At 72.0% G+C, this 25,850-nt stretch carries 25 protein-coding genes; 9 read left to right on the top strand and 16 right to left on the bottom strand.

The window, feature by feature from the left end:
• Positions 1–100: 100 nt before the first annotated feature.
• From IM767_RS13375 to IM767_RS13360, 4 genes are read right to left on the bottom strand one after another with little or no spacing between them, the layout of a single operon-like run.
• Positions 101–769 (bottom strand): O-methyltransferase, encoded by a 669-nt coding sequence (locus IM767_RS13375; protein WP_109210961.1) that lies wholly within the window; start codon positions 767–769, stop codon positions 101–103.
• A 32-nt stretch (positions 770–801) separates the two neighbouring features.
• Entirely contained in the window at positions 802–1,806 is a 1,005-nt protein-coding gene (locus IM767_RS13370) for a DUF1648 domain-containing protein (protein WP_109210878.1), read from the bottom strand.
• Positions 1,803–2,798 carry a CPBP family intramembrane glutamic endopeptidase gene (locus tag IM767_RS13365; protein ID WP_109210877.1) on the bottom strand — a complete coding sequence of 332 codons (996 nt, stop codon included), beginning with the start codon at positions 2,796–2,798 and terminating at the stop codon, positions 1,803–1,805. Before IM767_RS13365 ends, IM767_RS13370 begins: the two co-directional genes overlap by 4 nt.
• Positions 2,776–3,147 (bottom strand): GntR family transcriptional regulator, encoded by a 372-nt coding sequence (locus tag IM767_RS13360; RefSeq protein ID WP_109210876.1) that lies wholly within the window; start codon positions 3,145–3,147, stop codon positions 2,776–2,778. The genes IM767_RS13365 and IM767_RS13360 overlap by 23 nt, the downstream gene beginning before the upstream one ends.
• Positions 3,148–3,244: 97 nt before the next feature.
• Here IM767_RS13360 and IM767_RS13355 point away from each other — a divergent pair, with 97 nt between their 5' ends.
• Positions 3,245–3,721: a DUF4442 domain-containing protein gene (locus IM767_RS13355; protein WP_109210875.1), complete on the top strand. Its 477-nt coding sequence runs from the start codon at positions 3,245–3,247 to the stop codon at positions 3,719–3,721.
• Positions 3,722–3,971: 250 nt separating this feature from the next.
• Here IM767_RS13355 and IM767_RS13350 read toward each other — a convergent pair whose 3' ends face one another.
• Positions 3,972–4,790: an SGNH/GDSL hydrolase family protein gene (locus tag IM767_RS13350; RefSeq protein WP_109210874.1), complete on the bottom strand. Its 819-nt coding sequence runs from the start codon at positions 4,788–4,790 to the stop codon at positions 3,972–3,974.
• Positions 4,791–4,912: 122 nt separating this feature from the next.
• Positions 4,913–5,353, bottom strand: a complete 441-nt coding sequence (locus IM767_RS13345; RefSeq protein ID WP_109210873.1) for a YdeI/OmpD-associated family protein — start codon at positions 5,351–5,353, stop codon at positions 4,913–4,915.
• Positions 5,354–5,430: 77 nt separating this feature from the next.
• Here IM767_RS13345 and IM767_RS13340 point away from each other — a divergent pair, with 77 nt between their 5' ends.
• On the top strand, positions 5,431–6,690 hold the full coding sequence (locus IM767_RS13340) for an APC family permease (protein WP_109210960.1): 1,260 nt from the start codon (positions 5,431–5,433) through the stop codon (positions 6,688–6,690).
• On the opposite strand, the gene IM767_RS13335 is transcribed toward IM767_RS13340, so the two are convergent.
• The 5 genes from IM767_RS13335 to nhaA all read right to left on the bottom strand — a co-directional run bounded on the left by IM767_RS13335 (position 6,674) and on the right by nhaA (position 10,853).
• Positions 6,674–7,222 (bottom strand): hypothetical protein, encoded by a 549-nt coding sequence (locus IM767_RS13335; protein ID WP_109210872.1) that lies wholly within the window; start codon positions 7,220–7,222, stop codon positions 6,674–6,676. The genes IM767_RS13340 and IM767_RS13335 overlap by 17 nt on opposite strands.
• Positions 7,219–7,473: a hypothetical protein gene (locus IM767_RS13330; RefSeq protein WP_109210871.1), complete on the bottom strand. Its 255-nt coding sequence runs from the start codon at positions 7,471–7,473 to the stop codon at positions 7,219–7,221. The genes IM767_RS13335 and IM767_RS13330 overlap by 4 nt, the downstream gene beginning before the upstream one ends.
• Positions 7,474–7,522: 49 nt before the next feature.
• On the bottom strand, positions 7,523–8,824 hold the full coding sequence (locus IM767_RS13325; RefSeq protein ID WP_198425950.1) for a histidine--tRNA ligase: 1,302 nt from the start codon (positions 8,822–8,824) through the stop codon (positions 7,523–7,525).
• Positions 8,825–8,910: 86 nt separating this feature from the next.
• The gene (locus IM767_RS13320; protein ID WP_109210869.1) at positions 8,911–9,738 is read right to left on the bottom strand and encodes a nucleoside triphosphate pyrophosphohydrolase; all 828 of its coding nucleotides are present in this window, start codon (positions 9,736–9,738) and stop codon (positions 8,911–8,913) included.
• Positions 9,693–10,853 (bottom strand): Na+/H+ antiporter NhaA, encoded by a 1,161-nt coding sequence (gene nhaA / locus IM767_RS13315; protein ID WP_109210868.1) that lies wholly within the window; start codon positions 10,851–10,853, stop codon positions 9,693–9,695. Before nhaA ends, IM767_RS13320 begins: the two co-directional genes overlap by 46 nt.
• A gap of 174 nt (positions 10,854–11,027) precedes the next feature.
• Here nhaA and IM767_RS13310 point away from each other — a divergent pair, with 174 nt between their 5' ends.
• Both IM767_RS13310 and IM767_RS13305 read left to right on the top strand, forming a co-directional pair.
• Entirely contained in the window at positions 11,028–13,700 is a 2,673-nt protein-coding gene (locus tag IM767_RS13310) for a phosphoenolpyruvate carboxylase (RefSeq protein ID WP_109210867.1), read from the top strand.
• Between the two features lie 83 nt (positions 13,701–13,783).
• Positions 13,784–13,954: a hypothetical protein gene (locus tag IM767_RS13305; protein ID WP_162564305.1), complete on the top strand. Its 171-nt coding sequence runs from the start codon at positions 13,784–13,786 to the stop codon at positions 13,952–13,954.
• 77 nt (positions 13,955–14,031) lie between these two features.
• Here IM767_RS13305 and IM767_RS13300 read toward each other — a convergent pair whose 3' ends face one another.
• Positions 14,032–14,631, bottom strand: a complete 600-nt coding sequence (locus IM767_RS13300) for a gamma carbonic anhydrase family protein (RefSeq protein ID WP_109210866.1) — start codon at positions 14,629–14,631, stop codon at positions 14,032–14,034.
• Between the two features lie 135 nt (positions 14,632–14,766).
• On the opposite strand from IM767_RS13300, the gene gdhA reads away from it, so the two are divergent.
• Entirely contained in the window at positions 14,767–16,125 is a 1,359-nt protein-coding gene (gdhA, locus tag IM767_RS13295; RefSeq protein ID WP_109210865.1) for an NADP-specific glutamate dehydrogenase, read from the top strand.
• A 112-nt stretch (positions 16,126–16,237) separates the two neighbouring features.
• Here the strand turns inward: gdhA and IM767_RS13290 are convergent, their stop codons facing one another.
• Positions 16,238–16,990, bottom strand: coding sequence for a class I SAM-dependent DNA methyltransferase (locus IM767_RS13290; protein ID WP_109210864.1), 753 nt, complete (start codon positions 16,988–16,990; stop codon positions 16,238–16,240).
• A gap of 212 nt (positions 16,991–17,202) precedes the next feature.
• Complete coding sequence (gene mfd / locus IM767_RS13285; RefSeq protein ID WP_194398887.1) at positions 17,203–20,832, bottom strand: transcription-repair coupling factor; 3,630 nt, start codon at positions 20,830–20,832, stop codon at positions 17,203–17,205.
• A gap of 156 nt (positions 20,833–20,988) precedes the next feature.
• Between mfd and IM767_RS13280 the strand changes: the two genes are divergently transcribed.
• Positions 20,989–21,591, top strand: coding sequence for a hypothetical protein (locus IM767_RS13280; protein WP_109210863.1), 603 nt, complete (start codon positions 20,989–20,991; stop codon positions 21,589–21,591).
• 21 nt (positions 21,592–21,612) lie between these two features.
• On the opposite strand, the gene pth is transcribed toward IM767_RS13280, so the two are convergent.
• Both pth and IM767_RS13270 read right to left on the bottom strand, forming a co-directional pair.
• Positions 21,613–22,197 carry an aminoacyl-tRNA hydrolase gene (gene pth / locus IM767_RS13275; RefSeq protein WP_109210862.1) on the bottom strand — a complete coding sequence of 195 codons (585 nt, stop codon included), beginning with the start codon at positions 22,195–22,197 and terminating at the stop codon, positions 21,613–21,615.
• 102 nt (positions 22,198–22,299) lie between these two features.
• Positions 22,300–22,941 carry a 50S ribosomal protein L25/general stress protein Ctc gene (locus IM767_RS13270; RefSeq protein ID WP_109210861.1) on the bottom strand — a complete coding sequence of 214 codons (642 nt, stop codon included), beginning with the start codon at positions 22,939–22,941 and terminating at the stop codon, positions 22,300–22,302.
• A gap of 270 nt (positions 22,942–23,211) precedes the next feature.
• Here IM767_RS13270 and IM767_RS21035 point away from each other — a divergent pair, with 270 nt between their 5' ends.
• From IM767_RS21035 to gndA, 3 genes are all read left to right on the top strand, one after another.
• Entirely contained in the window at positions 23,212–23,334 is a 123-nt protein-coding gene (locus IM767_RS21035; protein WP_275403153.1) for a hypothetical protein, read from the top strand.
• Positions 23,335–23,425: 91 nt separating this feature from the next.
• The gene (locus IM767_RS13265) at positions 23,426–23,938 is read left to right on the top strand and encodes a gluconokinase (RefSeq protein ID WP_109210860.1); all 513 of its coding nucleotides are present in this window, start codon (positions 23,426–23,428) and stop codon (positions 23,936–23,938) included.
• Between the two features lie 358 nt (positions 23,939–24,296).
• The gene (gene gndA, locus IM767_RS13260) at positions 24,297–25,724 is read left to right on the top strand and encodes an NADP-dependent phosphogluconate dehydrogenase (protein ID WP_422613779.1); all 1,428 of its coding nucleotides are present in this window, start codon (positions 24,297–24,299) and stop codon (positions 25,722–25,724) included.
• Positions 25,725–25,850 lie beyond the last annotated feature (126 nt).

The raw sequence follows: 25,850 nt of genomic DNA, 5'->3' as shown, positions 1-25,850 counted from the left end.
ATCGTCGGAGCGTCGTCGGTCCGCCCCCGAGTCTAGTGAGGACGGATGCCGGGGCCACAGGCATCCGTCATCAACCGGCCGGCCGTTCCGTCGCCGGCCGTCACACGACGAGGGCGATCGCGATGCCGTCGTAGCCCTTCGCGTCGAGCGTCTGGATCGCGGTCGCGTCGAACCGCGGGTCACGGCCGAGCATCTCGAGTCCTCGCTGCACCCCGATGATCTGGGGATTCTCGGTCGCGGGGTTCGCCACCTCTCCCCCGCGCACGGTGTTGTCGACCATCACGACGGTACCGGGGCGGCCCAGGCGCGCTGCCCAGTCGAGGTAGATCGTGTTCGACTCCTTGTCGGCGTCGATGAAGACCAGATCGAACGGATCGCCTTCGTCCAGCGTCGGCAGCACCTCGGCCGCGCGCCCGAGCCTGATCTCGACCTTCTCCCCCACGCCCGCGCGATCGAGGTTGGCGCGGGCGAGGTCGGCGTTGCGGGGTTCGGCCTCGATGGTCACGACCCGGCCGTCGTCGGGCACTGCCCGCGCCAGCCAGATGGTGGAGTATGCGCCGAGCGTGCCGATCTCGAGCACCCGGCGCGCGCCCGACATGCGCGCGATGAGATGCAGCAGCTTGCCGTTGACGGGGGCGACCTCGATGGCCGGCAGCCCGGCGTCGTTCTGATCGGAGACCGCCTGCTCGAGACCGGGGTCGTGTCCGACGAGCAGCTCGGTGAGGTACGCGTCGACGCGTCGCCAGGTGTCAGGTGTGGGATCGGCCATGACCACAGCCAATCCGCACGCGGCGCCGGGCGTCAAGACCTCGCGGCGGCCCGTTCGACCAGCGCCTCCAGCAGCGCCGCACCTGTTTCGGCGTCGTCCACGGTCACGACGAACCGCCTGCCGTTGCGGCGGACCACCTCGATCGCCTCCCCGGTGCGCAGCACGACCCCGAACCGTCGTCCAGCTCCCATGCGCAGACCCCATCCGCCGAACTCCGGCATCGGGTTCACCTCGACCCTTGTCACCGCGGCGACGTCGCCGAGCGGGACCCGGAACCGTGGGAGGCCGAGCAGCGAGTGGACGTGGAGTCCGGTGTCGTCCACGCGCACGTGGAACGCGATGGTCGTCGCCGCGAACGCCAGCAGCACGAGGGCGAGTACGGTGAGCACCCCCGCGAGCACCGCGTCAGCACCGGCCACCCAGGCGATGACCGCCGCGAGTGCGACGACGAGGGCGGCCGCGACGACCGCGACCGCGGCGCTGGTCTTCATGGCGGTCGTGCGCACCCACACGGCGCGCTCGTGGGGGCCCAGCGCGAGCGGCGTCGCCGGCGACGGCTCTGCGGCGGCCGCGTCCTGGCGCGGCTGCAGGAACCACGCGCCGACGCCGGCGACCACCGCGGCGGCGAGCGAGGCGAACAGGGCCTGCCACACCGAGGGAGCGTCGTCCGCCGTGCCGAGGCCGGCCTGCAGGACGAAGGTCGTGGTGAAAGCGACGGTAGTCAGGGCCGACACCGCCGCCGCGGTGGCACCCATGAGCCGATACGTGGCCCCGCGCTCGCCGCGACGCAGGCCGGGCAGCGTGGTGAGGGTGATGAGAGCCGGGATGCCGAGCCCGAACCCGATGGTCGCCACCGGCTGCGTCCAGGCCGGGGCGAAGCCGTCGGCGACGCCCGCCCGGTTCCAGTGCACTGCCACGGTGGCCGGCACCTGCGGCAGGAACGCCAGCTGCACCACGACGCCGACGAGTACGAAGGCGACCGGCAGCCACAGCGCGACGAGCAGGAAGCGACCGACGACACGATCGGCGCGGGTCATCGGACGCCACCCCCCGAGAAGGGCGCTGCCACGGCGACGCGCGCCGGAGCGGGCATGCCCGCGCGGAACTGACGCAGCAGCACGATGGCCACGACCACGACCGCGAGGACGCCCCACGCGACGACGCCGAGCGCGCCGACGATCGCGAGGTCGGGAGCGGCGCCGGATGCCGCGAGCAGCAGCACGAGGCCGCCGACAGCGTTGAGCGAGCCGTGCGCGAGCACCGCCGGCCATAGCGACGCGCTGCGCAGGCGCAGCCAGCCGAGCAGCACGCCCCACGCGAGGCAGCCGCCGACCATGAAGAGCACGCCGGTGATGTCGGGACGGGCGAAGTTGTAGCCGAGCAGGATGATCGGGGCGTGCCACAGGCCCCACACCGCGCCGGTGATGAGCAGCGCGGGCCAGGGTCCCAGTGGCAGCAGCGCGGTCTGCAGCCAGCCGCGCCAGCCGAGCTCCTCGCCGAACGCGAGAGCGCTGTTGATGATCGCCGCCACCGGGATCATCGCGAGCTGGATCGCGACGAGGAGGCCGATCGGAGGCAGCGGCGTGCCGGCGGGCGCCGCAGCGGCGAGCTGATCGGCGAACGCGGAGAACTCCACGAGGTCCAGCCGCACGAGGCCGACGGCACCGGCCAGCAGCACGGTGGCGATCACCACCACGATCGGGAGCACGAGGCCGAGCGCCATGAAGAGCAGGAATCGCCCGACGGGCCGCAGCGGCCACATGCCGACGTGCCTCAGCCGCCCCGTGGCCGGGGCGCGGAACGCGAACATCACGATGAGCGTCGCGACCGCGGGCGTGAACATCATCACCGGCAGCAGCAGTCCCGTCAGCGGCGACGCGAGACCTTCGCCGAGCCAGAGCGGGACCGTCACGAGCCACGCCAGGCCACACGCGAGGAGGATGAAGGCGATCACGTCGCGCCAGGCGACGCGCGTGGGCGGGGTCGCGACGGCGGGCGTCCGGGGGTCAGCGGGGGGTGCGGTCGTCATGGGTGGCGATCTCCTTCACGAGGGCAGCGAGCGCGTCGGGCGGGAGCCCCGCCGTGCGCGCCCGCGCGACGAGGTCTTCGATGTCGTGGTGCAGGGACTCCAGCGTCGCCGCCTGCTCGGTGACCACAGCGCCGCGGCCGCGCCGGAGCTCGACGAGCCCCTCGTCGCGGAGGTCCTGATAGGCCCGCAGCACCGTGTGGACGTTCACGTGGAGCGCGGCGGCGATGTCACGGGCCGCCGGAAGCCTGTCGCCGGCGCGGACACGGCCGGCCGCGGCATCCGCTCGCACAGAAGCCGCGATCTGCGCGAACAGCGGCGCGTCGCTCTCGGGATCGACTCGGACTAACACGCATTAATTCTATGACAACTAGAACAAGTTGCGCCAGCAATTGTGGAGATCCGCCAACCGAATGCGTCGCGCCGCTGGCGACGGCCAAGCTGGGCCCATGCGTGTGACCCCCCGCCGCCTCGCCGTCGGCATGAGCCTGTGGATCCCGAACCTCTTCAGCGGTATTCGCGTGAAGCGGTTCGCCGCCGACTGGACCAGCGCGACCGTCGAGCTGCATGTCAATCTCTTCACCCGCAACTACGTGAAGACGGCCTTCGGCGGCTCGATGTCGGCGATGACCGACCCGTATTTCTTCATGCTCGTGATGCACCAGCTCGGCCGCGACTACGTCGTGTGGGACACGCGCGGCGAGATCGAGTTCGTGAAGCCCGGCCGCGGCGTCATCACGGCGCACTTCGAGGTGCCCCGTGAGAAGGCCGAGGAGATCCGCGAGCGCGCCCGCGGGGGCGCGAAGGTGCTCGAGTGGTTCGAGACCGACATCACGGATGCCGGGGGCGATGTCGTCGCCCGCGTGCGCCGCGAGGTGTACATCCGCGAGAAGAAGCGCGTGACGGCGGCCGCCGCCGCAGCGTAGTCGGCGACGTCACGCCGCCCACCGAGAGGCCGCCCCGGGCACGAGTCCCGGCGCCCCGGCAGGAAGCCTCCCTCCCCCACGCTCGGTGCCGAAAACCTGGCCCGTCGCGCGACACGCCGGGCGCCGTCGCGTTCGCCGGCGCGCCGCCGTCTCCGGCCAGGTTTTCGGACGCCCATAACGCCAGGTTCCGGACGCCTCGCGGCCAGGTTCACGGACCTCCCACGCGGCCAGGTCTCGGACGCGGGCGCGGTCAGACGTCGTCTACGCGCACGGCGGCGAGCGCGCCGACGATCGCCGGCAGCAGCGCCTCGGCGGTGCGGCGGTAGCCGAGTGCGCTCGGGTGGAAGCGGTCGAGGCTGAACATCTCGTCGGGCTGGGTCACGAAGAACGGGCCCACGGCACGCCGCAGCGAGACGGGCCGCGCGCCGCACCGAACAGCCGCCTCGGCCTGCGCGTGGGCGAGCTGGCGCGACAGCCGCGACCCGAGCGCGCGCAGCGGCTGCGGCACGGGGCGCAGTGCGCCCAGGTCGGGGCACGTGCCGACGACCACCGCGGCGCCGCGAGCGCGCAGGCGGACGATGGCCTCCTCGAGGTGGCGGACGGATGTCGCGACCGGTACGCGATGGGTGATGTCATTGCCGCCGACCACGATGACGGCGGCATCAGGCCGGTAGTCGGCCGGGAGCCCGTCGATCTGATCGGCGAGCACCGACGACTCGGCCCCCACGACCGCCGCCGTGCGCAGGCGTACCGGCCGGCGCTCCGCGCGCGCTATGCCTTTGGCGAGCCGCCCGCCCAGGGTGTCCTTCCGCCGCTCCGCGCCCAGGCCCGCGGCGATCGAGTCGCCGAGCACGACGAGCTCGAGCGGCGGCCCGTCCAGCCGTCGGCCCCACACGCGGTCGGCATCGAGCGCCTCCTCGCCGAGCGGCTTGCCGATTCGCCGGCGCGCGACCGCGGCCTGGCGAGTGAGCACGGCGCGGCCTCCGAGCAGCACCAGTCCGGCGCCGAGCGCGACACCGGCCGCGCCGATGACGGCGATCCTGGGCGCGATCTCACCCGAACGAGCCATGGCCCCATGCGACAACAGCCAGGTGAACGGATGCCGTCACCGGGGTGACGACGCGGTGCGCTGCCGCCCTGCCCTGCGCCGCGTGAACACCGTGCCGTGTCCGGCAGCGTCGGGGGCACCGTCTAGGGCGCGGCGAGCTCCTCGATCACGGCCGCGACACGGCGCTCGCGGGTCTCGGGCCGCTTGGCCTCGGCGACGCCGCGCGCGAGCTCCTTGCGACGCGAGAACGTCAGCGCGTCGAACGCGGCGCGCGCTCCTGCGGCGTCCAAGGCGGCTGTCAGCTCGGCGGGCACCTCGACCTCGCGCTCGGCCGTGTCGAGGTCGACGGTGGCGTCCACCTCGTCGCCGATGTCGACGCCGAGCTGTGCCCGCACCGCCTTCGACAGACCGATGACGTTGCGCCCGTCCATGACGGCGAGCCGCACGCGTGCGGTGCGCCCGCCGATGCCCACGACGACCGCGGCACGCTTGCCGCCGCCGAGCTCCGCCACCTGGTCGTCGGTCAACTCGATGGCCGTGGCCGGGCCGAAGGGCTCGAGCACGGTACGGATCTGCAGTGTCATGAGCCCATCCTGTCGGGCGCCGGCACGCGCCGGGAAGCCCTCATCGCGCGTTCGCCGTGGCGCGCTACCCTTCGGCCGTGACGTCCCCTTCGCTTCAGCGCCGCCTCGGCCTCGGCGACGCCGTGTTCATCGGACTCGGCTCGATGGTCGGCGCCGGTGTCTTCGCGGTGTGGGCACCGGCGGCGGATGCTGCGGGCACCGGTCTGCTCGTCGGCCTCGCGATCGCCGCGATCGTCGCCTTCGGCAATGCGACGTCGTCGGCCCAGCTCGCGGCGGCTCACCCGACCTCAGGTGGAACGTACGCCTACGGGCGTGCGGAGCTCGGCCCGTGGTGGGGGTTCGTCGCCGGCTGGGGGTTCGTCATCGGCAAGACCGCGAGCTGTGCCGCGATGGCCCTCACCTTCGCCGCCTACGCGGCGCCGGCCGGGTGGGAGCGTCCCGTCGCGATCGCCGCGGTCGTGGCGCTCACCGCGGTGAACTGGTTCGGCGTCACCCGCACCGCCGGTGCCGCCCGCGTCATCGTCGTCATCTCTTTCGGCGCTCTGGCGGCCGCCGTCACCGCCGCCTTCTCAGCCGGCGCGACACCGGAGTGGCTCTCGGCCGACGCGCTGTGGACGGGCGGCGGCTACGGCATCCTGCAGTCCGCGGGTCTGCTGTTCTTCGCGTTCGCGGGCTACGCGCGCATCGCCACCATGGGCGAGGAGGTGCGCGATCCGCGCCGGGTGATCCCCCGGGCCATCGTCGGCGCCTTCGTGATCGCCCTCGCCGTCTACGCGGTCGTGGCCGTCGCCGTGCTGAGCGCACTCGGCCCCGACGCGGTCGCGGCGTCGACCGAGCCGGTCGCGGAGGCGGCCGCACAGTCGGGGTGGGCGTGGATCGACCCGGTCGTGCGGGTCGGCGCGGCAGCGGCGTCGCTCGGCGCCTTGCTCGCCCTCATCGCCGGTGTCGGTCGCACCGCGTTCGCGATGTCGCGGGAGCGCGACCTGCCGGGCCTCCTCGACGCGGTGCACCCGCGCTGGCACGTGCCGCATCGCGCGGAGCTCGCCGTGGCTGCCGCGACGGTGATGCTCGTGGCATTCGTCGACCTGCGCGGCGCCATCGGCTTCTCGTCGTTCGGCGTGCTCCTGTACTACTTCGTCGCCAACCTCGCCGCGCTCCGGCAGCGGGGCGACGCCCGGCGCTACCCCGTCGCGCTGCAGGTCGTCGGCGGGATCGGATGCCTCGTCCTCGCCGCCACGCTCCCCTGGCAGTCCGTCGTGGCCGGCGTGCTGGTCGTCGGTGTCGGGGTGGTATACCGGGCGCTGCGCCTGCGCGGCAGGCTCACTCCCCCGGCGTGACGGCCGGGATCCCGCGGTCCCGGATCAGGTAGACCCACGGGAAGGCCCGGCACCCCACATCCCAGCCGTCGGCGCGCTCGGCCGCAAGCGAAGCGCGCCACAGGATGCGGCGATGCTCCCACTGCGTGTCGGTGCGCACCATCCGGTGGGCGAGCGTGCCCGCCTCGACCGTGTGCCATCCGGCGCGCCCCGCGAGTTCGAGCTCCGCCATCTCGTCGAAGGCCGTCACCGGCCCGAGCCAGCGCTCAGCGGTGCCATCGGCGGGGTCGTGCCGCGGCGATGCTCCCGATGTGCCGAAGCGCTGCTGCGCAGCCTGGCGCGTCATCCCCAGCTCCGCCCCGATGCGGGCCCAGCTCGCCCCGCCCGCCCGAGCGGCGGTCACGGCGCTGTGCAGGATCGCTCGCACCTCGGTCTCCGCACGGGCCCCCGCCGCGACGAGGGCGACATGCTCGTCAGCAGTCAGCGTCTGATCGGCGCCGACGCCGGCGTCCGCGAGGACGGCGCGGCCGATGGAATCGGCGAGATCGCTCACCCGCGTCCGTCCCGGCTCGGAAGCCACGTCCCCCGCGACGACGGCCGCCGCAGCCCGTTGGCGTAGCCCCAGAAGTACATGCCGACGGCGGCGAGGCCGATGCCGGCGCCGATGACGAGCCCACCGCCGAAGCCGTCCCAGTCGAACCCGACGCCGAGGATCACGAGCACGAGGCCGACGGCGATCGCGGCGACGGCCAGACTGACGATGCGTCCGGGTGTGGCGGACTCGCGAGAGGTCGAAGCATTCATGACGTCAACCTACTCTTGACAATGGAACGGCGTCAAGAATTCATTGACATCAACCGAGCGGCTTGACCTCGAGCGAGTCCGACGTCGTGCCCGGCGCCACGATTGCAAAGGCGGTGTAGCCGTCGGCCGCGCCCCGCTCGAGCAGCGCCTTGAGGTTCTTGGTCCGCTGCTCCAGGCGCACCCGCGAGCCCTGGCCGACCAGCCCGGCCTTCAGGGCGAGCAGCACTCCCTGCGACACGTCGCGGTCGTGCACCAGCACGACGGCCGGGGCCGCGGCATCCGTCCTCTCCGCCACCAGGTCGACGATGCGCTCGAAGCCGATCGAGAAGCCCACCGCCGGCGCGTCCTGGCCCAGGAAGCGGCCGATCATGCCGTCATAGCGACCACCGCCGCCCAGGGAGTAGTCGACCGACGGGTGCGCGAGCTCGAAGATCGTGCCGGTGTAGTAGCCCATGCCGCGCACCAGGAACGGGTCGAAGACGAGTGGGATGTCTCCGGCGAGCCCCTCGGAGGCCGCCTCGGCACCGGCTGCGGAGCCTGTCGAAGCGCACGCGGCCGCCACTGCCTCGCCGATTCCGACGAGGTGCTCGACGATCTCGGCGGGAGCATCGTCGGGCAGCGCCTTGCGGATCTGCCGCTCGCCGTAGGGGTTGTACTCGAGCGTCATCGGCCGGCGCAGGAAGGCGTCGAAGGCGTCGACCGCCGCGGGGGTCGCGCCCCGCTCGCGCAGCTCGGCGACGATGCCGTCGGGGCCGATCTTGTCGAGCTTGTCGATGGTGATGAGCACCCCGGGACGCTCCTCGGCCCCGAATCCGAAGCTGTCGAGCATCCAGTCGAGCACACGGCGGTCGTTGATGCGGACGCTGCCGCCCTCGAGTCCGAGGGCGTCGACGGCGTCGAGCGTCGCGACCACGAGCTCGGCCTCGGCGCGGGCCGAGGCATCCCCGATGATGTCGATGTCGCACTGCACGAACTGCCGGTAGCGGCCCTTCTGAGGACGCTCGGCCCGCCACACCGGCGCGATCTGGATCGCTCGGAACACCGAGGGCAGCTGGCCGCGGTTGGTGGCGTAGAACCGCGCGAGCGGGACCGTCAGGTCGTAGCGCAGGCCCAGGTCGGTGAGGCTCGCCGGGTCGTCAGCGGCGGCGCGGATCGCGTCGGCGTCGAGGCCGCGCTTGAGCACGTTGTACGCGAGCTTCTCGTTGTCGCCGCCGATGCCCGCGTGCAGCCGCGAGTACTCCTCCATGACCGGCGTCTCGATCTCGTCGAACCCGTGCGCGCGGTAGCGCTCGCGGATGACGGCGAGCACGCGCTCGCGACGGGCCTTTTCAGCGGGGAGGAAGTCGCGCATGCCGCGCGGCGGATTGACGGATGCCACGCCCTTATCTTTCCAGGTCCGGCCGAGGTCCTCCGTCCCCGGCCGGTCCCGGTGCCCTCTCAGGCCGAGCCGTCGTCCTCGGTCCCGGCGGGACCCTGCGGCGTGTCCGGCGTCGCCTCGGCGGCGCGCATATCGCGCTCGAGGCCGCGTAGGCGCTCGCGCAGGGCGCGCTCGGCGTCCCACCCGTTCGCCCGGGCGGTGGCGACGAGCTCCAGCAGGACCTCGCCCAGCTCGGCCTCGCTCGTCGGCCCGCCCACGTTCTCCCCGTGAGACGACAATCGAGGGACGAGACCTCGGGATTCGCCCGCGGTCTCGTCCGCCGGCTGAGGTCTCAGCGACGGGCGGAGCGGGAGGGCGGGGTCGAGGCCGACCTGGGACGCCTTCGACAGGAGCTTCTGCGCCAGCGCGAGGCTCGGCATCCGCTCGCTCACGCCGTCGAGGACGGAGCGGCGCTGGTGCTTCTCTGCGGCCTTCGCGGCGTTCCAGTGGACGAGCACCTCCTCGGGCGTCGTCGCCACCGCGTCGCCGAAGACATGCGGATGCCGCCGCACCATCTTCTCGGTGAGCCCCCGTGCGACGTCGTCGATGTCGAAGGGATCGTCCTCGTCGCGCGAGGCGATCTCGGAGTGGAACAGCACCTGCCACAGCAGGTCGCCGAGCTCTTCGCGCAGCTCCTCGCGCGTGCCGTCCTCCACGGCGTCGATGAGCTCGGAGCTCTCCTCCACGAGGTAGGGCACGAGCGCGCGGTGGTCGACCTGCTGCGTCCACACGCAGCGATCGCGCACGGCGCGCATGACGTCGGCCGCCTCCCGCAGCGGATCGGGCGTGCCGCCGGTCGGGGTCAGCTCGCGGCGGCTGCGGTCGTCATCCGGCGTCGATAGTGCCATGCCCGCCACGATACGAGGCCTGCGGCCAGGAGGAGCGAAATCACCGAACCCGCGAGCACGCCCAGCGTCGCCTGGTCGCGCAGCGCGGCAGCGCCCGAGAAAGCCAGCTCCGAGAGCAGGAGCGACACCGTGAAGCCGATGCCGCCGAGGGCGCCTGCCGCGACGAGGTCGCTGAAGGCGAGCGGAGCCTGCCCGCCCCGATGGGAGAGCTTCAGCGAGAGCCAGCCGAACACGGCGATGCCCACGACCTTGCCGACCGGCAGGGCGATCAGCACGCCCCAGAAGGCCGGCGACAGCTGCGCCAGCGGCACGGCGGGGATCACCACGAGCGCCGCCGAGAAGGCGAACACGGGCAGAACGATGCCGTTGACCCACGGCTCCAGCTCGTGCCGCACCCGCAGCGCCGGCCGCTGCGCGATCGCCAGGCCCAGCACGACGCCGGCGATCGTGGCGTGCACGCCCGAGTTGTACACGAGCACCCACGTGGTGATCGCCAGGAGCACCAGCAGGATCGCGACCGGCACGCGGGCGCGCGTGTCGAGCAGGCGGCTGAGGATGCCGAAGGCGACCACGGCGACCGCGGCGCCGGCGAGCGCGCCGAAGTCCACGCCGGTCGTGAACAGCACCGCGATGAAGACGATGCCCACGATGTCGTCGAGGATCGCCAGTGCGAGGAGGAACACCCGCAGCGCGGCCGGCAGCCCCTTGCCGAAGACCGCGAGGACTCCGAGCGCGAAGGCGATGTCGGTCGCCGTCGGGATCGGCCACCCCGCCGCGGCGTCCGTGCCCCACGCCACGGCGAGGTAGATCGCGATGGGCACCAGCACACCCCCGGCGGCGGCGATCGCCGGCTGCATCGCCTTGCGTGCGGAGTTCAGCTGGCCGGTCGTGAGCTCGTACTGGAGCTCGACGGCGACCACGAAGAAGAAGATCGCGAGCAGGCCGTCCTTGATCCAGTGCGAGAGGCTCAGTTCGAACACGCCGGGGATGCCGATGTACGCGTGCATGGCGTCGTCGACCGCCGGCCACAGGGGCGAATTGGCGACGATCAGCCCGAGGGCGGCGGCGATCAGCAGGACGATCGCGGGGAATCGGGCGGAGCGGAGAAGCGACATCGGGCCTCCAGGAGGTGATCGCGGGGTCGTCAAGGGCGTGCCGACCAGACTTCCCGGCGCTCCACGGGCCAGTCTAGCGAGCGGGTTTCCGGCGACCCGGCAGCCGTGAGCACCTGCGCGTCACACAACGGCGCCCGTGTCATCGGAGAAACCGCGCGCCGTTAGCCTGGACAGATGCGTGAACTCACCCACACCGAAGCGATCGACCTCGTCGGACGGTTCGAGGCGGAGCAGGCCATTCCCGAGAAGATGCGCGGCGACGTGCGCATGCTGGGGACCCTGCTCGGCCAGGTGCTGCGGGAGAGCGGTTCGCCGGGTCTCTACGAGGATGTCGAGCGACTGCGCACGGCGACCATCCAGGCCTACACCGACGAGACTCCGGAGGCGTTCGCCCGCGCGGCAGCCATCGCCGACTCGTTCACGATCGCCCGCGCCGACGAGGTCGCCCGGGCCTTCACCGCCTACTTCCACCTCGTGAACCTCGCCGAGGAGCACCAGCGCGTGCGCATCCTCCGCGAGCGCGACGGCCGCCCCGACCGCGAGCAGGCGACGGACTCGGTCGCCGCGGCGTTCGTGCGCCTGGCGGCCGAGGTCGGAGACGACACCGCTCTCAAGCGCCTGCAGAGCATGCGCTTCCACCCGGTGTTCACGGCGCACCCCACCGAGGCCCGCCGCCGTGCGGTGTCGACGAGCATCCGCCGGCTGGCGACCCTCCTCGAGGAGCACGACGCGTCGCTCCGCGGCGGCGCCGACGAGCGACGAGCCGAGCGCCGCATGCTCGAGGAGATCGACACGCTGTGGCGCACCGCTCCGCTGCGGCCCGAGAAGCCCTCGCCCACCGACGAGGTGCGCGCCGTGATGGCGGTGTTCGACGACACCCTGTACACCGCCGTCCCGCACGTGTACCGCCGCGTGGACGACGCCCTCCAGGGGCCCGCCGCCGGGGGCCGGGCCCCCGTCGTGCGCCCGTTCGTGCGCATCGGGTCGTGGGTCGGCGGCGACCGCGACGGAAACCCGTTCGTGACGGCATCCGTCACCCGCAAGGCCTCCGCCATCGCGAGCGAGCACGTCCTCCTGGGCCTCGCCCGCACCACGAGCCGCATCGGCCGCACGCTCACCCTCGACGCCACGACCACCCCGCCGAGCGAGGCGCTCCTCGCGCTGTGGCGGCGCCTCAAGGCGGCTGACGAGGACGCCGCGAAGGACATCGCCAAGCGCTCCCCCGACGAGCCGCACCGCCGCATCATGCTGCTGATCTCGCGCAAGATCGAGGCGACCCGCGCCCGCGACGCCGACCTCGCCTACCGCGACCCCGAGCACCTGCTCGCCGACCTCCGCGTCGTGCAGGACTCGCTCGTCCAGGCCGGCGCACCCCGTCAGGCGTACGGGCACCTGCAGCAGCTGCTGTGGCAGGTCGAGACCTACGGCTTCCACCTCACCGAGCTCGAGGTGCGCCAGCACTCGGCCGTGCACGCCAAGGTGCTCGCCGAGCTCGAGTCGGACGCGCCGCGCAGCGAGCTCGCCGAAGAGGTGCTCGACGTCATCCGCACGGTCGGCTTCCTCCAGGAGCGGTACGGGCCCCGCGCGGCCGGCCGCTACATCGTCTCGTTCACACAGTCCGCCGACGACCTCGCCAACGTCCACCGCCTGGCCCGGTTCGCCGTAGGCCCCGACGGCACGCCGCCCGTGCTCGACGTCATCCCGCTGTTCGAGACCTTCGCCGACCTGCAGGCCGCGCCCCGGATCCTGGCCGAGATCGTCGAACACCCCGAGTTCGCCGCCCGCCTGGAGGCGACCGGCCGGCGCCTGGAGGTCATGCTCGGGTACTCCGACTCCTCCAAGGACGTCGGTCCTGTCGCCGCCAACCTCGCTCTGTACGAGGCACAGGCGAAGATCGCGGCCTGGGCCGACGAGAACGGCATCGAGCTGACGCTGTTCCACGGCCGCGGCGGCGCCCTCGGCCGCGGCGGCGGACCCGCCAACTCCGCCATCATGGCGCAGCCGCCGCACTCGGTGGACGGCCGGTTCAAGCTCACCGAGCAAGGCGAGGTCATCTTCGCCCGCTACGGCGACCCCGCCATCGCCATGCGGCACATCGACCAGGTCGCCGCCGCGATCCTGCTCGCCTCCTCCCCCTCGAACGAGGAGCGCAACCGCGCGGCTGCCGACACCTATTCCGGGATCGCGGCGACGCTCGACGGCGCCTCCCGCGAGCGGTTCTTCTCGCTGGTGAAGGCGCCCGGCTTCGCCCCGTGGTTCGCGCGCGTCACCCCCATGGAGGAGATCGGGCTGCTCGCGCTCGGGTCGCGGCCTGCCCGCCGCGGCCTGTCGGTGGAGTCGCTCGAAGACCTCCGCGCCATCCCGTGGGTGTTCGCGTGGACGCAGGCGCGCATCAACCTCGCCGGCTGGTTCGGCCTGGGCACCGCGCTCGACGCGGTCGGCGACGAGCCGCTGCTCCAGCGCGCCTATCAGGAGTGGCCGCTGTTCCGCACGCTCATCGACAACGTGGCGATGAGCCTGGCCAAGACCGACGACCGCATCGCGCGCCACTACCTCGAACTCGGCGACCGCGACGACCTCGCCGAGCTCGTGCGCGACGAGATGCGGCTCACGCGCGACTGGGTGATCCGCATCACCGGCGGCACGGAGCTCCTCGGCAACAAACCGGTCCTCCAGCGCGCTGTCAAGATGCGCAGCCCCTACGTCGACGCGCTCTCGCTGCTGCAGCTGCGGGCGCTCCGGGCGCTGCGCGAGGCGCCCGAGGGCGCACCCGTCGACCCCGAGCTGCAGCGCCTGCTGCTGCTGTCGGTCTCGGGTGTCGCGGCCGGCTTGCAGAACACCGGCTGACGCCCGCCGCGTGGATCCCGGTCGATCGCCGCCGTCCGCGCGTCGCACCCGCGATCGCGGAGGCCGCGGCGTACCGTGGCGCCATGGCACGGATCATCGTCGCCGAAGTCTGCCCCGAATGCGGGTCGCTCGATGTGCGGGCGACCGAGCCGCGGTGGTTCCGGATCGAGTGGGATCGTCGAGACGCCCTCGACGACGGCTGGGTCGACCGCCTCGAGCTCTGCTGCCGCGACTGCGGCCTCGTCTGGGACTGACTTCTCGAAACGAACGGACGCCGCGGGCCGCGGCATCCGTCTCCCTCACCGTCGTGGGGGACCGAGACCCGCGCGGTTCAGTCGAGGCGGCGGTCGTCGGCGTGGCGGGCGAGGCTGCGACCGTAGCGCTCGGTCAGCTGCACCATCAGGTCGGGGGTCTCGCGGTCCAGACCGAAGACGTACCCGGGGAAGTCGAGCTCTCGCTGGGCGGCCCAGATCTCCTCGTGCCGGTCGGGCGACAGGATCTGCACCGGATCGCCGACGGCGACCCACCCGATCGGCACCGTGGAGTCGGCCGGCAGCGTCGTGCGCAGGTGCACCACGCCGTTGATGCGCACCTCGCTGCGCGCCCCGAGGTGCGCGCCGTTGAAGACACGCGTCCCGGTGGCGAGGAAAACCTCCTCCTCCACCACCGCGCCCGAGATGCTCGCCATGGGTCCCACCAGCACGTGATCGGCGATGTGCACCGGGTTGGTGGCGATGGCGCGGATGAGCGCGTTCTCCATCACGATCACGTTCGCGCCGAGGGTGATCGCCCCGCCCTCCGCGGTGATGACGGCCCCGTGGAGGATCTGGCAGTCCGCGCCGATCTCGACGTCACCGCTGATCACGGCGGTGGCGGCGACGACCGCGTCGGGGTGGATGCGGGGCTGCGCCCCGAGGTGCTCGAACCTCATCGTTCCTGCCTCCCGCCTTCGTGGATGCGCCCAGCGTAGCCGCCGTCACACACACGATCCGCTCGGCGAACGCTAGGTAGGGTGAAGGAGCGCCGCCCCCCGCGCACCGCTCCACGTTCTGAAAGCTCCACGGTCATGCCCTCTGCGCTCCTCACATCCACCGACTCCATCCGGCTCGTCCTCGACACCGTCGAGGCCCGCAACCCGAACGAACCGGAGTTCCTGCAGGCCGTGCACGAGGTGCTCGAGTCGATCGCGCCCGTGCTGGAGGCGCACCCCGAGTTCGTCGACGGCGGCATCCTCGATCGCCTGGTCGAGCCGGAGCGCCAGATCCTCTTCCGCGTGCCGTGGGTCGACGACGCCGGACGGCTGCAGGTCAACCGCGGCTTCCGCGTGCAGTTCTCCTCGGTGCTTGGCCCTTACAAGGGCGGTCTGCGCTTCCACCCGTCGGTGAACCTGTCGATCATCAAGTTCCTCGGCTTCGAGCAGATCTTCAAGAACGCCCTCACCGGTCAGGGCATCGGCGGCGCGAAGGGCGGCAGCGACTTCGACCCGCACGGACGCTCGGACGCCGAGATCATGCGCTTCTGCCAGTCGTTCATGAGCGAGCTGTACCGCCATCTCGGCGAGCACACCGACGTGCCCGCCGGTGACATCGGCGTCGGAGCCCGTGAGATCGGCTACCTCTTCGGTCAGTACCGCAAGATCACGAACCGCCACGAGTCGGGCATGTTCACCGGCAAGGGCGTGCAGTGGGGCGGCGCCGAGGTGCGCACCGAGGCGACCGGCTACGGCGCCGTGTTCTTCGTCGACGAGATGCTCGCGGTCCACAACGAGAGCCTGCAGGGCAAGCGCGTGGGCGTCTCCGGCTCGGGCAACGTCGCCATCTACGCCATCGACAAGGCCCGCCAGCTCGGCGCGACGGCGGTCACGGCATCCGACTCCTCCGGCTACGTCGTCGACGACGCCGGCATCGACGTCGACCTGCTCCGCCAGATCAAGGAGGTCGAGCGCGCGCGCATCTCGGAGTACGCCGCGCGCCGCCCCGGGGCGCGCTACATCGAGGGCGCTCGTCCGTGGGAGGTGCCGGTCGATGTCGCGATCCCCTCGGCGACGCAGAACGAGCTCGATGCCGACGACGCGCGTGCCCTCATCGCGAACGGCGTGCGCGCCGTGGCGGAGGGCGCCAACATGCCCTCCACGCCCCAGGCGATCGAGCTGTTCCAGTCCGCGGGCGTGCTGTTCGGCCCGGGCAAGGCTGCCAACGCCGGCGGTGTCGCGACCTCGGCGCTCGAGATGAGCCAGAACGCCGCGCGCCAGCGGTGGAGCTTCGACGACAGCGAGGCCAAGCTGCGCGCGATCATGGCCGACGTGCACGACGCGGCGTTCCGCGCCGCGGAGAAGTACGACCGCGCCGGAGACTACGTCGTCGGCGCCAACTCTGCGGGCTTCGAGCGCGTGGCCCACGCGATGCTCGCGCAAGGCGTGATCTGATCTCGACCCGCAGGCCGGCGACCATCGGCTCCGCAACTGAGCGGCCTGCGTCCGCCGCCGCTCAGTCGGTCGACGGCCGGTCCCGCGGCCGGCGGGTGGGCGGCCGGGCCTCTCAGCCCGGCAGCCGGTAGACCGAGACGTGGCTGAGCGATTCCCCCGTGAACTCCTCCCGGCGCCAGTTCGCCCACCGGCTCTCGCGTGTGAACCCGGCGAGCTGAGCCATGAGGTCCAGCTCGCTCGGCCAGATGTAGCGGTGGGGCGAGCGCCCGACCCGCGCCTCGCGCCCGTCGGCGAGGTCCGGCCCGAACCGGAAGTGGTGCGACGTGAGTCGCTGGGTGAGAGTGTCGATCGTGTCGACGAGCACATAGCCGGGCTCGCTGACCTCGACGGTGCCCGCATGCCCCGGTGCGAGCGCGCGCAGCTGCGGCACCCAGAGCTCGATGACGAAGCGCCCGCCGGGCGCGAGGTGGCGTGCGGCGTTGCGGAAGCACTCGACCTGCTCCTCCTGCGTCAGGAGGTTGGAGATCGTGTTGAACACCAGGTACGCCAGCGCGAACCCCTCCCCCGCCGAGGCCGTCGCCATGTCGCCCTGGACGACGGGGATGTCGTCCTCTCCGACCTTCTCGCGCAGGCGGGCGATCATCGCGTGCGAGAGCTCGATACCCGACACCGGCACGCCGGCTTCGCGGAGCGGGATCGCCACCCGGCCCGTGCCGATCGCGAACTCGACGGCGGCGCCTCCACCGGCGAGCTCTGCCAGTGTCGCCACGGTGGGCCCGAGCACGTCATCGGCGAACATGCCCTCGCCCGGGGTGTCGTACGACTGAGCGACGTCTTCGTCCCATACCTGCTGCTGATCGATCACGCCCCCATCGTGGCGGCCGTCAGCGGCGCGGTCAAACGGCGCGGGGCATCCGGTCGGCGAACCGACGCGGCCGGTCAGGCGTCGCCGCGGGGGCTGCGGTTAGTGCGTGCGGTCGCTGGTCCGGCGGTCGTGGCGGGTTCCGGCGGTCGCCGCGGGTTCCGGCGGTCGCGACGGGTTCAGGCGGTCGTGGCGGGTCCCGGCTCGCGACGGCTTCAGGCGGTCGCTGCTGGGGCCGCGGCATCCGTTCCGGGCTTCTTCTCGGGCCAGAGCTGCTCGATCAGCTGCGCGACCCACGCGATGAGCTCCGCGTCGCCGAGCGGCTCGCCGCCGGCCGTGGGCAGCGGCACCACCATCGCCTCTCCTCCCGCGACGAGCTTCGCCTTGGGATGCAGGCGCTGCAGGCGCACGCGCATCGAGTCGGGCAGGTTCGCCGGCGCGATGCGCAGGTTCGGCCCCATCGCGACGACATCGGCGAGGCCGGCGGCACCTGCGCGCCGCCGCAGCCGGGCGACCGCGAGCAGACCTTCGACCTCCGACGGCGGCTCGCCGTAGCGGTCGGTGAGCTCTTCGATGACGAGGTCGATCGCGTCGTCCTTCGCGGTGACGGATGCTGCGGCCGAGAGCTTCTGGTACGCCTCCAGGCGCAGCCGCTCGCTGTCGATGTACGCCTCCGGGATGCGTGCCTGCACCGGAAGCTCCAGCCGCAGCTCGGTGGGTCCTTCGGTCTCCTCGCCGCGGAAGGTCGCGACCGCTTCGCCGATCATGCGCAGGTACAGATCGAAGCCCACGCCGGCGATGTGGCCGGCCTGCTCGGCGCCCAGGAGGTTCCCCGCCCCGCGAATCTCGAGGTCTTTGAGCGCGACCTGCATGCCCGAGCCCAGATCGTTGTTGACGGCGATCGTCTCGAGCCGGTCGGCGGCGGTCTCGCTGAGCGGCTTGAGGTCGTCGTACATGAAGTACGCGTACGCCCGCTCGCGCGCACGGCCGACCCGGCCGCGCAGCTGGTGCAGCTGGCTGAGGCCGTACTTGTCGGCGCGGTCGATGATGATCGTGTTCGCGTTCGAGATGTCGAGGCCGGTCTCGATGATCGTCGTCGAGACGAGCACGTCGGCCTTGCGTTCCCAGAAGTCGTCGACGACCTGCTCGAGCTGGTGCTCGCCCATCTGCCCGTGCGCCACGGCGATGCGCGCCTCGGGCACGAGCTCGGCGAGCTCGGAGGCCACGCGCTGGATCGACTGCACGCGGTTGTGCACGTAGAAGACCTGGCCCTCGCGCAGGAGCTCGCGACGGATGGCCGCCGCGATCTGCTTGTCGTTGCGGGCGCCGACGTAGGAGAGGATCGGATGCCGGTCCTCGGGCGGCGTCTGCAGGGTCGACATCTCGCGGATGCCGGTGACCGCCATTTCGAGCGTGCGCGGGATGGGCGTCGCGCTCATCGCCAGGATGTCGACGTTGGTCTTGAGCTTCTTCAGCTGGTCCTTGTGCTCGACGCCGAACCGCTGCTCCTCGTCGATGATCATGAGCCCGAGGTCTTTGAACAGGACCTTCTCGGTGAGGATCCGGTGCGTGCCGATGACCATGTCGACGGTGCCGTCGGCGAGCCCGGCGATCGTGTCGCGTGCCTGCTTGTCGGTCTGGAAGCGCGACAGCGGCCGCACCTTCACCGGGAAGCCGGCGAAGCGCTCGGTGAACGTCTCGAGGTGCTGCTTGACGAGGAGCGTCGTCGGAACCAACATCGCGACCTGCTTGCCGTCCTGGATCGCCTTGAAGGCGGCGCGCACGGCGACCTCGGTCTTGCCGAAGCCGACGTCGCCCGAGAGGAGCCGGTCCATCGGGATCGGCTTCTCCATGTCGGCCTTGATCTCCTCGATCGTCTGCAGCTGGTCGGGCGTCTCGGCGAACGGGAACGCCTCCTCCAGCTCGCGCTGCCACGGGGTGTCGGGGCCGAACGCGTGCCCCTTCGCCGCCATGCGCGCCGAGTAGAGCTTCACGAGCTCGACCGCGATGTCGCGCACCGCGCGACGCGCCTTGCTCTTGGCCTGCGACCAGTCGCTCCCGCCCATCTTCGACAGGCTCGGCGCCTCGCCGCCGACGTAGCGCGACAGCAGGTCGAGCTGGTCGGTGGGCACGAACAGCTTGTCGCCCGGGTAGCCGCGCTTGGACGGCGCGTACTCCAGCACGAGGTACTCCCGCACGCTCTTGACCGCGTTGCGACCCCCGCTGGACACCTCGCGCTGCGTGAGCTCGACGAACTTGCCGATGCCGTGCGTGGCGTGCACGACGTAGTCGCCCGCGTTCAGCTTGAGCGGGTCGACCACGGCCTTGCGCCGCGACGCGAGCTTCTTGACGACGCGGTTGTCGCCGCCGATCGTGCGGCCGTAGAACTCCGACTCGGTGATGACCGCGAGCTTGGCCGCGGGCACCTCGAAGCCACGCTCGAGCACGCTCAGCACGACGTGGGCGACGGCCGGCTCGGGTGCGTGCATCACCTCGTCGACCTTGCGTGCCGCGATTCCGCGCTCGGCGAGGACGTCGCGCGCCCGCTCGACCAGTCCGGCGCCGGATGCCGCGACGACGACCCGCCATCCGTCGGCGAGCAGCGCACCGATGTGCTCGGTCGCGCCGTCCACATTGCCCTGGAACGACGGCACCGCCGTGCCCGGAACCCGGATGGCGGCCGCGGCCTCGAGCGCGACGTCGATGTCGTCGTCGATGAGGCCTTCGGCGGCGGCATCCGCCTGTCCCGAGTCGAAGGCGCTGAGCGTCCACCACACGCCGTCGCGATCGCGGGCGGCCTCGCGGAGGTCGGGCAGGGTCAGGAAGTCGCCCGCGCCGAGGTCGATCGGCGTGGTCGCTCCGGCGGTGGCGGCGCTCCAGGCGGCCTCGAGGAACTCGCGGTTCGTCTCGCCGAGCGTGATGGCGCGGGTCACCGCGCGCTCGGGATCGACGAGTGCGACGGCCGACCCTTCGGGCAGATAGTCCACGAGCGTCACCAGCCGGTCGACGACGGCGGGCATGAGCGACTCCATGCCCTCGACCGGGATGCCCTCGGACATCTTCTCGAGCATGCCCGCGAGGCCGGGGAACTCGTCCTTGAGTTGCCGGGCGCGGCCGCGCACGGCGTCGGTGAGGAGCAGCTCACGGCTGGGCAGCAGCGTGACCTCGCGCACCTCGCCGGGCAGCGAGCGCTGGTCGGCGACCGAGAACGCCCGCATCTCGTCGACCTCGTCGCCGAAGAACTCCACGCGGTACGGATGGGGGGCTGTCGGCGGGAAGACGTCGAGGATGCCGCCGCGCACCGCGAACTCGCCGCGCCGCGAGACCATGTCGACGCGGTGGTACGCGAGTTCGACGAGTCGGGCCGACACGTCGCCCAGGTCGTGCCCGCGTCCGCCGACGACGAGTTCGATGGGCGGCACGTCCGTGAGCCCCGCGGCGAGCGGCTGGATCGCCCCTCGCACCGAGGCGGTGATGACCAGCGGCGTCGCGGCGTCCCACTTCGCGATGCGCGCGAGGACGTCCAGGCGCGCTCCGACGGTCTCGGCGCTGGGGCTCAGGCGCTCGTGGGGCAGCGTCTCCCACGCCGGGAAGTGCAGCACCTCGGCGCCCGGCAGCAGGGCCCCGAGGGCGGGGCCCAGCGACTCGGCGCGGCGCCCCGTGGGCGCGACGAGCAGCACCGCCGGCGGCTTGCCGGCAGCTCGGCGCCTTTCGAGCAGGGCCGCGAGCAGCGGTGCGTCGAGCCCTTCCACGAGCGAGAAGTCGGCATCGACGGATGCCGCCGCCACCGCGTCCCGAAACGGTTCAGCCTGTTCGAGGGCGCGCACGATCCCGGGAACTGTCACCGGACGAGTCTAGTTCCCGGCGACGACATCGGATTCGGGCGAGGATCGCCAAGGGGCGGAATGCCGCACGTCGCCCGGCCGGCCCGTCCGCGATCCGGGCTCCCGGGTGGGCCGCCACGGGGTCGGACCGCGGCGGCCGGCTCCTAGGATGAGCGTGTGAGCCAGCCCGACGCGCCCCCGCACCAGCCCGCCTCGCCGGGATGGTCCGCCCCACCCGCGGGCGCGTACGCGCCCCCGTCCGGCTACGCGCCGCCCGCCGGGTACGTCCCGCCCGCGGGCTACCCGGCACCGGGTGCCGGCGCACCGGTGCCCGGCTCCGGCGCGCAGGGCGCGGCATCCGTGTCCTCGTACGGCACTCCCGCGCCGGCTCGGCGTAGCGGCGCGCTCGGACTCGTCGCGCTGGGACTGGCGCTCTTCGCGACCATAGGCGCGAGCGTCGTCGGGGGCATCGCGGCCTTCCGCATCGGCGTCGGTGCCGGTCGCGAGATCACGACGCGCGCGTTCGACGCGGACTTCGACTGGTCGGTCCTGGCGCCTGTGCGCGACTGGGTGCTGACGGGCGAGGTCGCCTTCTGGGCCGGCACCGTGATCGGCCTGTGGGCCCTGGTGCAGGGAATGGTCGCGATGATCACCGGGCGCGGACGCGGCGCGGGTATCGCCGCCGTCGTCATCGCCGCCCTCGGCCCGATCGTCTTCGGCGTCGTGATGCAGGGCGTCCTCACCGCCGGACTCACCGCGGGCAGCGGCATCGGCGGCTGACTCGCGCCGCACCCGGGCCCGTCAGACGCGCGGGGCGTGGTGCTTCTGCTGAGCCGCGAGCAGCCCGTCGGCGACCAGCTGCTCGACCGCATCGGCGGCGTCTCCGACGAGGATCGGCAGATTCTTGCGCTCGGTCGCACCGAACGGGTCGAGCACCCAGTCCGCGGCGTCCTGGCGGCCCGCGGGGCGTCCGATCCCCACCCGCACGCGCGGGAAGTCCGCCGTGTCGAGCGCCTTGGCGACATCGCGCACGCCGTTGTGGCCACCGTGTCCGCCGCCGACCTTGAGCTTGATGGTGTCGAACGGGATGTCGAGCTCGTCGTGCACGACCACGACGTGGTCGGGCTCGATGCCGTAGAACTTCGCCAGGCCGGCCACGGGCCCGCCGGAGACGTTCATGAAGGTGTTGGGCTTGGCGAGCACGAGCTTCGCGCCGCCCGGACGCAGCCAGGTCTCGACCACGCGGGCGTTCGCCTTGTGAGCCTTGAAGGTCTCGGAGCGCCGGCCCGCCAGCTCGTCGACCACGAGCTGCCCCACATTGTGCCGGGTCAGCTCATAGCGGGGTCCGGGGTTGCCGAGGCCCACGACCAGCCAGGTCTCTGCCATGTGATCCATCCTGCCCGAACCCGCATCGCACAGCGCGGGCTCTCGTGAGACGAAGCGAGGGGGTGCGGCGACCGCACCCCCTCGCTCCGGAAATCGAGTCGATTACTCGGCGGCCTCCGCGGCCTCCTCGGACGCCTCCGACTGCTCGGCGGCGACCTCGGCGTCGGCCTCGGCGATCTCCTCCTCGGCCGCGATCGCCGCAGCCGGGATCGCGATGGCGACGACGAGCAGCTCGGGCTCGGCGACCAGCGTCGCGCCCTTCGGCAGCTTCAGGTGGGCTGCGGTGACGTGGGTGCCCTCTTCGAGACCCTCGACGTCGACCTCGATGTGCTCGGGGATGTGGGTGGCCTCGACCTCGAGCGCAACCGACGTGGCGTCGAGGTTGACGATCGTGCCGGCGGCGGGCTCGCCCAGGACGACGACGGGGACGTCGACCTGGATCTTCTCGCCCTTCTTCACGACGAGGAGGTCGATGTGCTCGATGATCTGGTGCACCGGGTCCTTCTGGACGTCCTTGACGAGCGTCAGCTGCTCCTTGCCGTCGAGGTCGAGCTCGAGCACCGCGTTGGCGCGGCGGACGAGCAGCGAGACCTGGTGGCCCGGAAGGGCGACGTGGACGGGGTCGGTGCCGTGGCCGTAGATGACGGCGGGGATCTTGCCGGCGGCGCGGAGGCGGCGGGCGAAGCCCTTGCCGAAGCTCTCGCGGAACTCGGCGCGGACCTTGGTGTCGGGTTCGGTCGACATGAGGTTCTCCTTGCGGGCTGTGGGCCCGTTGTAGATCGGCCTGCGAAGCGGCTGGCCGGGGGCATGGGGCGGCGGTGTGCCTGAATTCGACTCGAACGCACGCGCGTGAGGAAAGCCCGCTGGGCCGGCATCACCGCGTCGATCACGGATGCCGCAGCCCGCCGCGATCGACGGGCGCGAGGCATCCCTCGCCGAAGTTCGACACGAGTCTACCAGCGCCCCCGCTACGATGAGGAACGCACTGCTTCGCGCTTCTCACGGAGGACCCCCATGGACTACGGCTTCTGGAGCCACGCTCTTCTCTGGCTCATCGGCGCCATGGCCGCAGTAGGCGCCCTGGGCACGGTGCTCGCGTTCTGGAGCCTCGGCCGCCAGGGCTACCGTAAGGACTGAGCGTTCCGGCCCACCGCCGCCGTACCGCTCCCGACGCCGCGGTGTCGCGTCGGCACCGGCTCGGCCTGCCCTTCTGTCGCGGAGTTCGCACATGACCAGCAACGCACCGATCCTCGTCCTCATGGGGCCGTCGGGCACCGGCAAGTCGACGGTGGGAGCCATGCTGTCGGGCCGGCTCGGCTGGCGGTTCCAGGAGGGCGACGACCTCCACCCCGCCGCCAACGTCGAGAAGATGCGGCGTGGCCACGCGCTGACCGACGACGACCGCATCCCCTGGCTGGGACTGATCGCGGACTGGATCGACGAGCGACGCGACGCCGGAGAGCCGGGGATCGTGACCTGCTCTGCGCTCAAGCGCTCGTACCGCGACATCCTGCGGCGCGACAACGTCACATTCGTGAACTTCACCGGCGACCCGGCTGTCGTGTTCGAGCGGATGATGCGGCGCCAGGGTCACTTCATGCCGCCCGCACTGCTGGATTCGCAGTTCGCGACGCTGGAGGCGCCCGGGCCCGACGAGCGGGCGATCGACGTCGACCTCGCAATGGCCTCCGACCAGCAGGCCGACTTCATCGCGTCGGAGCTCGACCTCGAGCGTTCATGACATCGGGCCGGAGGCCCGTGTGCGGCCCGGGCTAGGCTCGTTGCATCAGCCGCGAGCCGGCACCCGAAGTCCTGAGCTCACATCCGGCCGCAGCGCGGCGTGAGCACCCGGCCATGCCGTGTAACACGGACGCGCCAGACTCTAGGCTGAAAGCGACGATTCAACCTCAGGAGCACGTGTGTCCTCGAACGACCCCACAGTGACCGACAGCCCGGCCCAGACCAACATCTCGACGGATCAGGACCAGGCGCCTGACGAGGCGACGACGGCGCACGAGGCCGCACCGGCGCCGGAGGACGTCGAGCGCCCGACCCCCGAGCCCGAGGGGCCGGAGTCGGCCGCCGCCGCGACGGCGAACATCGGCGTCGTGGGCCTCGCGGTGATGGGCTCGAACCTCGCCCGCAACCTGGCCTCGCGCGAAGGCAACACCGTCGCGGTGTTCAATCGCAGCCGGTCCAAGACCGACGAGCTCACCGAGGCGCACCCCGAGGCCGAGTTCGTGCCGGCGTTCTCGTACGAGGAGTTCGCGGCGTCGCTCAGCAAGCCCCGCACTGCCGTCATCATGGTGAAGGCCGGCCGCCCCACCGACGCCGTCATCGACTCGCTCATCGAGGTGTTCGAGCCGGGCGACATCATCGTCGACGGCGGCAATGCCCTCTTCACCGACACCATCCGCCGCGAGAAGGCGGTCCGCGAGACGGGCATCAACTTCGTCGGCGCCGGCATCTCCGGCGGCGAGGAAGGCGCCCTGAACGGCCCGTCGATCATGCCTGGTGGCTCGGACGAGTCGTGGGTGACCCTCGGCCCGATCCTCAAGTCGATCGCCGCCGTCGCCGAGGGCGAGCCGTGCGTCACGCACGTCGGCCACGACGGCGCCGGCCACTTCGTGAAGATGGTGCACAACGGCATCGAGTACGCCGACATGCAGCTCATCGCCGAGGCCTACGACCTGATCCGCCGTGGCACCGGCAAGTCTCCCGCCGAGATCGCCGAGGTGTTCGCCGAGTGGAACCGCGGCGAGCTGGAGTCCTACCTCATCGAGATCACCGCCGAGGTGCTGCGCCAGGTCGACGCCGAGACCGGCAAGCCACTGGTGGACGTCATCCTCGACCAGGCCGGCGCCAAGGGCACCGGGGCCTGGACCGTGCAGACCGCGCTGTCGCTCGGTGTGCCGGTGTCGGGCATCGCCGAGGCCACCTTCGCCCGCTCGCTGTCGTCCCACCCGGAGCAGCGCGAAGTCTCACGCGATCTCCCCGGCCCTTCGGAGGGGCTGCAGGTCGACGACGCCGAAGCGTTCATCGAGGACGTGCGCCTCGCGCTGTACGCGTCGAAGATCGTCGCGTACTCGCAGGGCTTCGACGAGATCCGCGCCGGCGCAGCCGAGTACGACTGGACCATCGACCTCGGCGCCGTGTCGAAGATCTGGCGCGCCGGCTGCATCATCCGCGCCCAGTTCCTCAACCGCATCGCCGACGCCTACGACGCCCAGCCCGAACTCCCCGTGCTGCTGACCGCGCCGTACTTCGTCGAGGCGCTCGGCCGCGCCCAGGGCGCGTGGCGACGCATCGTGTCGGCCGCTGCCGGCGCCGGCATCCCCGCCCCGGCGTTCTCGTCGTCGCTGTCGTACTACGACGGCCTGCGGGCCGAGCGCCTGCCCGCCGCCCTCATCCAGGGACAGCGGGACTTCTTCGGCGCCCACACCTACAAGCGCATCGACAGGGAAGGCACCTTCCACACGCTGTGGTCGGGCGACCGCACCGAGATCGAGGCCGAAGACACCCACTGACGCCTCGCGCGCACACGCCGAAGGCGGGTCCCCTCGTGGGGACCCGCCTTCGGCGTCTGCGATGGATCCGGCCGACGCGGTCGGCCGGCGGGGTCGGGCCGGCGGGCTCAGCCCCGCGCGGTCGGC

The sequence above is a fragment of the Microbacterium ureisolvens genome, assembly GCF_015278315.1.
Taxonomy (GTDB): domain Bacteria; phylum Actinomycetota; class Actinomycetes; order Actinomycetales; family Microbacteriaceae; genus Microbacterium; species Microbacterium ureisolvens.
This window is presented reverse-complemented; position numbering and strand designations above follow the sequence as displayed.

Excerpts from the sequence above, each read along its gene's own strand:
- IM767_RS13375 (WP_109210961.1), bottom strand. The coding sequence starts at position 769 with ATGGCCGATCCCACACCTGACACCTGGCGACGCGTCGACGCGTACCTC.
- IM767_RS13370 (WP_109210878.1), bottom strand. The coding sequence starts at position 1,806 with ATGACCCGCGCCGATCGTGTCGTCGGTCGCTTCCTGCTCGTCGCGCTG.
- IM767_RS13365 (WP_109210877.1), bottom strand. The coding sequence starts at position 2,798 with ATGACGACCGCACCCCCCGCTGACCCCCGGACGCCCGCCGTCGCGACC.
- IM767_RS13355 (WP_109210875.1), top strand. The coding sequence starts at position 3,245 with ATGCGTGTGACCCCCCGCCGCCTCGCCGTCGGCATGAGCCTGTGGATC.
- IM767_RS13350 (WP_109210874.1), bottom strand. The coding sequence starts at position 4,790 with ATGGCTCGTTCGGGTGAGATCGCGCCCAGGATCGCCGTCATCGGCGCG.
- IM767_RS13345 (WP_109210873.1), bottom strand. The coding sequence starts at position 5,353 with ATGACACTGCAGATCCGTACCGTGCTCGAGCCCTTCGGCCCGGCCACG.
- IM767_RS13330 (WP_109210871.1), bottom strand. The coding sequence starts at position 7,473 with ATGAATGCTTCGACCTCTCGCGAGTCCGCCACACCCGGACGCATCGTC.
- IM767_RS13325 (WP_198425950.1), bottom strand. The coding sequence starts at position 8,824 with ATGCGCGACTTCCTCCCCGCTGAAAAGGCCCGTCGCGAGCGCGTGCTC.
- IM767_RS13320 (WP_109210869.1), bottom strand. The coding sequence starts at position 9,738 with ATGGCACTATCGACGCCGGATGACGACCGCAGCCGCCGCGAGCTGACC.
- nhaA (WP_109210868.1), bottom strand. The coding sequence starts at position 10,853 with ATGTCGCTTCTCCGCTCCGCCCGATTCCCCGCGATCGTCCTGCTGATC.
- IM767_RS13310 (WP_109210867.1), top strand. The coding sequence starts at position 11,028 with ATGCGTGAACTCACCCACACCGAAGCGATCGACCTCGTCGGACGGTTC.
- IM767_RS13305 (WP_162564305.1), top strand. The coding sequence starts at position 13,784 with ATGGCACGGATCATCGTCGCCGAAGTCTGCCCCGAATGCGGGTCGCTC.
- IM767_RS13300 (WP_109210866.1), bottom strand. The coding sequence starts at position 14,631 with ATGAGGTTCGAGCACCTCGGGGCGCAGCCCCGCATCCACCCCGACGCG.
- gdhA (WP_109210865.1), top strand. The coding sequence starts at position 14,767 with ATGCCCTCTGCGCTCCTCACATCCACCGACTCCATCCGGCTCGTCCTC.
- pth (WP_109210862.1), bottom strand. The coding sequence starts at position 22,197 with ATGGCAGAGACCTGGCTGGTCGTGGGCCTCGGCAACCCCGGACCCCGC.
- IM767_RS13270 (WP_109210861.1), bottom strand. The coding sequence starts at position 22,941 with ATGTCGACCGAACCCGACACCAAGGTCCGCGCCGAGTTCCGCGAGAGC.
- IM767_RS21035 (WP_275403153.1), top strand. The coding sequence starts at position 23,212 with ATGGACTACGGCTTCTGGAGCCACGCTCTTCTCTGGCTCATCGGCGCC.
- IM767_RS13265 (WP_109210860.1), top strand. The coding sequence starts at position 23,426 with ATGACCAGCAACGCACCGATCCTCGTCCTCATGGGGCCGTCGGGCACC.